At 70.9% G+C, this 7330-nt stretch carries 5 protein-coding genes; 4 read left to right on the forward strand and 1 reads right to left on the reverse strand.

Going from position 1 to position 7330, the window contains the following annotated elements; all coding sequences use genetic code 11:
* The 4 genes from AC5LSR_RS19165 to AC5LSR_RS19180 form a co-directional block, all read left to right on the forward strand.
* A partial coding sequence (locus tag AC5LSR_RS19165; protein WP_250285957.1) for a cytochrome P450 occupies positions 1-1369 on the forward strand: 1369 nt, incomplete at its 5' end.
* Between the two features lie 152 nt (positions 1370-1521).
* Entirely contained in the window at positions 1522-2637 is a 1116-nt protein-coding gene (locus AC5LSR_RS19170; RefSeq protein ID WP_250285956.1) for a polyprenyl synthetase family protein, read from the forward strand.
* A 74-nt stretch (positions 2638-2711) separates the two neighbouring features.
* A complete protein-coding gene (locus AC5LSR_RS19175) occupies positions 2712-4073 on the forward strand; it encodes a cytochrome P450 (protein ID WP_250285955.1) in 1362 nt (453 codons plus the stop codon).
* Positions 4074-4185: 112 nt separating this feature from the next.
* Positions 4186-5811 carry an ABC transporter substrate-binding protein gene (locus AC5LSR_RS19180; RefSeq protein WP_250285954.1) on the forward strand — a complete coding sequence of 542 codons (1626 nt, stop codon included), beginning with the start codon at positions 4186-4188 and terminating at the stop codon, positions 5809-5811.
* A gap of 48 nt (positions 5812-5859) precedes the next feature.
* Here AC5LSR_RS19180 and AC5LSR_RS19185 read toward each other — a convergent pair whose 3' ends face one another.
* On the reverse strand, positions 5860-7077 hold the full coding sequence (locus AC5LSR_RS19185; protein ID WP_250285953.1) for an acyl-CoA dehydrogenase family protein: 1218 nt from the start codon (positions 7075-7077) through the stop codon (positions 5860-5862).
* Positions 7078-7330 lie beyond the last annotated feature (253 nt).

Consider the following 7330-nt stretch of genomic DNA (forward strand, 5'->3'; position numbering starts at 1 on the left):
CTCCTTCGCGGTCGCCTCGGGTGGCCTGCCGGTGCTCGGCCACGCCCTCCAGCTGTGGCGCCGGCCGTTGCGGTTCCTGTCCGCGCTGCCCGCCCAGGGCGACCTCGTCCAGATCGGTCTCGGGCCGCGTCCGGCCTACCTGGCCTGCCACCCCGAGGTGGTCACCCAGGTCCTGGTGGACTCACGCACCTTCGACAAGGGCGGGCCGCTGTTCGACAAGGCGCGGCTGCTCGTGGGCAACGGGCTCGTCAGCTCCATGCGGGAGGACCACCGCGTACAACGACGGATGATCCAGCCCGCGTTCCATCCCGCCCGGATGCCCGGCTACGCCCGCCTGATGCGCGAGGAGATCGCCGACGTCCTGGGCTCGTGGGAGGACCACCGGCCCATCGACATCAGCGAGGCGATGCACGCCCTGACCCTGCGGATCACCGCCCGTACCCTGTTCGCGACCACCGTCGGGGGACGTCCCATCATCCCGGAGGTCGCCTACTGCATGCCGATCATCATGCGGGGCGTCTACAAGCGGATGGTCGCGCCGATCGGCTGGCAGGAGAAGCTGCCCACGCCGGGCAACCGCCAGTTCAACCAGGTCCGGGAACGGATGCACACCGTCATCAGGGAGACGATCGAGTTCCAGCGACGCGCCGGGACGGACCACGGCGACCTGCTGTCGATCCTGATCGCGGCCCGTGACGAGGAGACCCGGCACCGGCTCAGCGACGAAGAGGTCTACGACCAGATCATGACCCTCCTCATCGGCGGGACGGAGACCACGGGGAACACCATGGCCTGGGCCTTCCACATCCTCGCCGAGCACCCGGAGGTGGAAGCCCGGCTGCACGCCGAACTGGACGAGGTGCTCGGCGGCCGGCCACCGACGTTCGAGGACCTGCCGCGGCTGGACTACACCTGGCGGGTCCTGCACGAGACCCTGCGGATGTATCCGCCGGCCTGGCTGCTGACCCGCACGACCAGCAGGGACACCGAACTCGCCGGGCAGCGGCTGGCCAGGGGCACCATCGTGATGTTCAGCCCGTACATGATGGGCCGCAACCCCGCACTGTTCACCGACCCGGAACGGTTCGACCCGGACCGCTGGCTGCCCGAGCGGGCCGCGGGCATCCCGCGCGGCGCGATGGTGCCCTTCAGCGCGGGCAGCCGCAAGTGCATCGGTGACACCTTCGGCCGCGCGGAGACGACGCTCACGCTGGCCACGATCGCCACCCGCTGGAGCCTGCGTCCCACGCCCGGCGCCAGGCCGCGCACCACCATCCCGAAGGCGTCGCTGGGCACCGGGCCGTACCTGATGATCCCGAAGCCGCGTGCCGCCGCCAGCGCGGGGCTCGCGCTGCGCACCGCCGGCTGAGCGACACCAGCCGAGCCACGCCGGCCAAGCCGGCTGAGCGATGCCGGCTGGCCAGCCCTTACGCCCGCCTCCTACCGCGGGCCGCCTACCGCGAGCCGCCGCCTACCGCGGGCCGCCCCCGGCCCGTGTCCTGCCGAAGAAGGGCCCGTCCCATGAGCGAGTACACCCCGCCGCTGCGGGTCACGTCGCCGGCCGCCCTCGACACCCTGGCGCGGTGCCGGGACCTCGTCCTGCCGGCGCTGCGCGAGACCGTCGACCGGCTGCACCCCTGGCTCGGGCGGATGGCGTCGTTCACGTTCGGCTGGTGCGACTCCGACGGCACACCGACCGTGCGTGGCACCAGCAACAACAGCGGTGGCGGCAACGGTGGCGGCGGCGGCAAGGCGCTGCGGCCGGCACTCGCCGTCCTCGCCGCCGAGGCCGTCGGCGCCCCGGCACAGGCCGCGGTCGCCGGGGCGGTCGCCGTCGAGCTGGTGCATGCGTTCTCACTCGTCCACGACGACATCATGGACGGCGACGAGCAGCGCCGGCACCGGGCCACCGCCTGGAAGACGTTCGGGGTGGGCCCGGCCGTCCTGGCCGGTGACGCGCTGCTCGCCCTCGCCCTGGACACCCTCGCCCACAGCACCGGCCGGCTCGCCCCGGCGACCAGGTCGGCGGCGATGAGCCTGCTGTCGACGTCACTGGTCGAGCTGGTCAACGGGCAGGCCGCCGACATCGCCTTCGAATACCGGCCGTGGACCGGCCCGGAGGCGGTGACCGTCGAGGAGTACCGGACCATGGCGACGCGCAAGACCGGGTCGCTGCTGGGCTGCGCGTCGGCGCTGGGAGCGCTGCTCGGTGGCGCTCCGCCCGAGATGGTCACGGCGATGTCCCTGGTGGGCCGCGACCTGGGAACCGCCTTCCAGGCGGTCGACGACCTGCTGGGTATCTGGGGGGATCCGGCGGTCACCGGCAAGCCGGTGTTCAACGACCTCCGCCTGCGCAAGAAGACCCTTCCCATGGTCTGCGCTCTGGCCGGCTCGACGGCGTCGGCCCAGCAGCTCGCGGACCTGCTGGCCATGCCGCTGGACACCCCGGACGCGGAGTGGACGCTGCGCCGGACGGCGGCCCTCATCAGCAAGGCCGGCGGCCGGTCCTTCACCACCGCCCAGGCCCACCTGCATCTCGACCGCGCCCTGCGGACCCTCGACAGCGTCGCGATGGAACGTACGGCCGCCGCGGAACTGATCACGTTGTCCGAGTTCGTCGTCAACCGCACCCACTGATCCGCGGGCGCGACTATGCCATCGCCTTCCAGCACATCGCCTTCCAGTACGTCCGGAACAAAGGAGATCCACGGATGACGGCAACCGTCCCGGGTGTCACGTCGGCCCCCGGCCGGCTCCCGCTGCTGGGCCACATGCACCGGATGCTCAGCGAGCCACGCAGGTTCTTCGAGTCGCTGCGTGACAGCGGCGACATCGTCACCATCGGCCTCGGGCCGGCGCGGGCCTACGTCATCAACAATCCCGTCTGGGTGCACCAGATCCTCACCAGGGACGTCCGCAAACTCGACAAGGGCATCGCCTACGAGAAGTCGGCGCCCTTCCTCGGCAACGGGCTGCTGAACTCCACCGAACCGACCCACATGGCGCACCGCCGGCTGATGCAGCCGGCGTTCCACGCGGCCCGGATCGCCGGTTACGCCGACCAGATGCGGCAGGCCGCCGAACAGCGCGCCACCGGCTGGCGGGACGGCCAGACCGTGGAGTTCGTCCAGGAGATCCACACTTTCGCGGTGGCCGTGGTGTGCCGAGCGCTGTTCTCCTCCGATCTCGGTGACAGCGTCGCGGTCGAGGTCGAGGAGACCTTTCCCATCCTGCTCAAAGGCGTGGCCAGGCGGATCGCCTTCCCGGTCGGCTGGCTGGAGAGGCTGCCGACACCGGGCAACCGCCGCTTCGAGCGGGCCCGCCGCCGGCTCGACGAGGCGCTGACGGACGTCATCGCCCAGTACCGGGAACGGGGTGCCACCGACGGTGACCTGATGGCACTGCTGCTGGCCGCCCGCGCCGACGGCGGCCGCCCGGGCCTCACCGACCAGGAGATCCATGACGAGGCCATGGCGCTGTTCCTGGGCGGGGTGGAGACCGCGCAGGACGTGCTGAGCTGGACCTGTCACCTGCTCAGCCGGCACCCCGACATCCAGCAACGGCTCGCCGCCGAGGTGGACACGGTGCTGGCCGGCCGGCCCCCCGGCTATTCGGCGCTGGCCGACCTGGTCTACCTGCGGCAGGTTCTCACCGAGGCGCTGCGGCTGTTCCCACCGGGCTGGCTGCTGTCCAGGCGGACCATGACGGAACTCGTGCTCGGCGAACACCGGATACCGCCCGGAAGCAACGTGCTGTTCTCCCTGCACGCCATCCAGCGTGATCCGGCGGTCTACACCGTTCCCGAGGTCTTCGACCCGGACCGGTGGAGTGACGAGGGCACCGCGGCCATCCCCCGTGTTTCCTTTCTCCCTTTCGGTGCGGGCAACCGGAGCTGTATCGGCGAGCCGTTCGCCTGGGCGGAAATGATGATTTTCATGGCGGCGGTCGTCGCCCGCTGGACGCTGCACCCGAAACCCGATTACAAGGTGCGCCCGAGCCGCTCGACGATGCTCCAGCCCACACGCGTGCCACTCGTCGTCCAGGCCCGACGGCCCGCCGCCCGGACGGCCTGACCGGCCCCGCTCCCCACACATGTCCGACGTCCACACACGTCCGACGTCCACACACGTCCGACAACGGCCGGCCGACCGCCGGCCGATACCCAACCCGTACAAGGACATCCATATGAGACCGAGAAATCCGTCCGGCTGTACCACCTGGCTCCGCCGCGCGGCGGGTGCCGGGCTGGCCGGTGTGCTGCTCACCGCCTGTGGGTCGGGCGGCACGGGCGGCGCGGGTGCCGCCGGGGCCGTCCCGAAGCCCGGCGGCCGGCTGGCCTTCGCGCTGACCTCTGACTTCGGCTGCCTCGACCCCCAGCAGGTCAGCTCGATCGACTCGGTCTACCCGGCACGCCAGCTCGTGGACTCCCTGACCGACCAGGACCCGGCCACCGGAAAGATCGTTCCGTGGCTGGCCGAGCGGTGGGAGACCAGCCCGGACGCGACGGCGTTCACCTTCCACCTGCGTCCGGGCGCGACCTTCAGCGACGGCAGCCCGGTCGACGCCCGGGCCGTCAAGGCGAACTTCGACACCGCCGAGAAACTCGGGACCATCGCCGCCCAGGCGGCCAGCTACCTGCAGGGCTACCGCGACACCACGATCGTCGACGACCTGACCGCCCGGGTGTCCTTCAACCGGCCGGCCGCCCAGTTCCTGCAGGCGACCTCCACCCACACCCTCGGGCTGGTGTCCCCCGCCAGCACGGCGAAGCCTCCGGCCGAACGGTGCGCGTCGGGCATTGTCGGCTCAGGGCCGTTCACCCTGGGCAGCTACCAGAAGAACCAGTCGATCACGCTGAACAGGCGGGCCGGCTACCACTGGGGCTCGACGCTGTGGAAGCAGCAGGGGCCGGCCTACCTGGACCAGATCGTCTTCCAGGTCCTCCCCGAGTCCGGGGTCCGTAACGGCAGCCTGCGGTCCGGGGCGATCGACGGCGACTCCGCGGTGGCATCCCAGGACGAGGCGAGCCTGCGCACGGACGGCTTCACGCTGCAGTACAAGTCCGCCCCCGGCCTGCCCTACGGGTTCAGCGTGAACACCGGACGCCCGCCCCTCGACGACACGGCGGTACGCCGCGCCGTCTCCCGGGCCATCAACCGGCAGGAGATCATCAGCACCGTCCTCACCCCGCTGACAAAGCCGGCGACAAGCCCGCTGGCCAGTTCCACCCCCGGCTACGTGAACCTCTCGGCGGACCTCGTCTTCGCCCCCGACGAGGCAAGGAAACTGCTGGACGACGCCGGCTGGCGCCCAGGGCCGGACGGCATCCGCACCAAGGACGGCAGGCCCCTCCAGCTCACCGTCCAGTACTTCACCGGCCAGACGTCGGCGAAAACGATACTGGAGCTGATCCAGCAGCAGCTGCGGGCCGTCGGCATCGCGGCGGCCCTGCACGAGGAACCGGTCGCCAACGGCGGCAGGGTGGTCCAGGCGAAAGGCTACGACCTGCTCTGGGGGCACACCAAGGGAGCCGACCCCGACGTGCTGCGGACCCAGTACTCCAGCACCGGCCTGAACTTCAACAACCTCAGGCCCGGCCCGCTGGACGACCTTCTCACCCGGCAGGCCGCCACCGCCGACCAGAACGCCCGCATGGCGCTCGTCAGACAGGCGCAGGAGCTCATTCTCACCAACCAGTACAACGTCCCCGTCATCGAGCTGACCGTCATCCTGGGCCTGTCGGCCAAGGTGCACGACGTCATTCTGAACGCCGACGCCCGGCTGCAGTTCCACGACGCCTGGAAATCCTGAGGCCCGCTCCGGGCCGCCCTGTTGTCCCGGTCGTCTCCCGCCACGGGGTCACCGTCGCATCAGGAGCGGCCCGCCCAGGAGGTACTGACCGACCATCTCGAAATTCGTCCGCGCGAGCGTGATGTGCTTGACCGCCGCGTGGATGTCGCGGAAACAGCGGTCCAGCCGGCTGGCGGCGTACAGGGAACTCGTCCCGGCCAGCTCGTAGAGCGTGTCCACGGCGGACACGGTGTTCTCACCCACGGCTGTGGCCGTCAGACGGATCAGTGCGCTGAGCTCCTCCCCGCTGTGATCCTCCCCGCCGTCGCCCGCCGACGCCGTCGCCTGGTCGGCGGCGTCGGCCAGCAGCAGAGCCGCCGCCCGCACCAGGATCTCCGCGCGGGCCAGCCCCGCCTGCACGATGTGGCCGGCGGCCAGCGGGCTCGTCGCCCTGGCGGGAATCTTCTCCCGGGCCAGCGACCGGAAGACCGTAAGGGCGTCCTGGGCTATTCCCAACGCCGTCGACGCCGTCGTGAACGGGGCGAAGTCGTAGTAGGCGATGCCGTAGCCCCGCGAGGGACGGTCGGCGGGGACGCCGCGCAGCAGCGAACCGTCAACCGTGTACTCCTCGGGGACGACCAGCCCGTCGACGTGGAAGGTCGTGCTTCCCGTGCCGCGCAGCCCCCCGGCGAACCAGTCGTCCACGAACCGGACGGCGCTCTTCGGCACGAAGATCATACGTGTCCGTGACCCGGCCGGAGCCGTGCGGGAGCTGTCGTCATCCACGAGCACCGCGGCACAGACCAGCCAGTCGGCGTGCGCCGAGCCGCTCGCGAACGACCAGGTGCCGTGCAGCCGATATCCGCCGGATGCGGGCTCGGCCCGGCCGGTCGGGTTGATCCCGCCGACCACCAGCCCCGTGCTCTCCCGGAAGAGCCGGTGCGCCACCGGCTCCGGCAGATAGTCCGACATCCGGCCGATCGCTCCCTGAACCCCCATCTGCCAGGCGACGGACGCGTCGAGACGGGCAAGCGCCCGCAGGACGGCCGAACCGGTCCGCACGCTGACCTGGCCGCCGCCGAAGTCACGCGAGACCCACATCCGGTGGATGTTCTCCGCGCGCAGCGCGTCGATGACCGCGGCCGGTGTCGTCCTTTCCCGTTCGCCCTGGTCCCGGTACCGGGCAAGCAGCGGAGCGATCCTCTCGACACGCGCGGCCCATTCCGTGGTCTCCGCGGAAGGAGAACCACCGCCGGGAAACACCCGGCACGCACACCCGTCGCTCATCTCAGCTCCCGCGAGAACACCTGAATGATCCATAATCTCCGGACTGCCAGGGATGATGCCGGGACAAGCCCCTCCGAGTGGCACAGATCGCGAAAGGCCCACCAGTCGTCCGGATATGTCCTTTCTGGGCGCGGACGGCTGTCGGCGGGATACCCACCGGCCAGGGACACCGACGTCATGGCGGGCGGCGTACCCGACAAGCCCGGTCGTCATGGTCGGCTCAATACCGCAACGGCACATGCGCTGACCGTGC

The sequence above is a fragment of the Protofrankia sp. CiP1_Cm_nod4 genome (genome assembly GCF_982290645.1).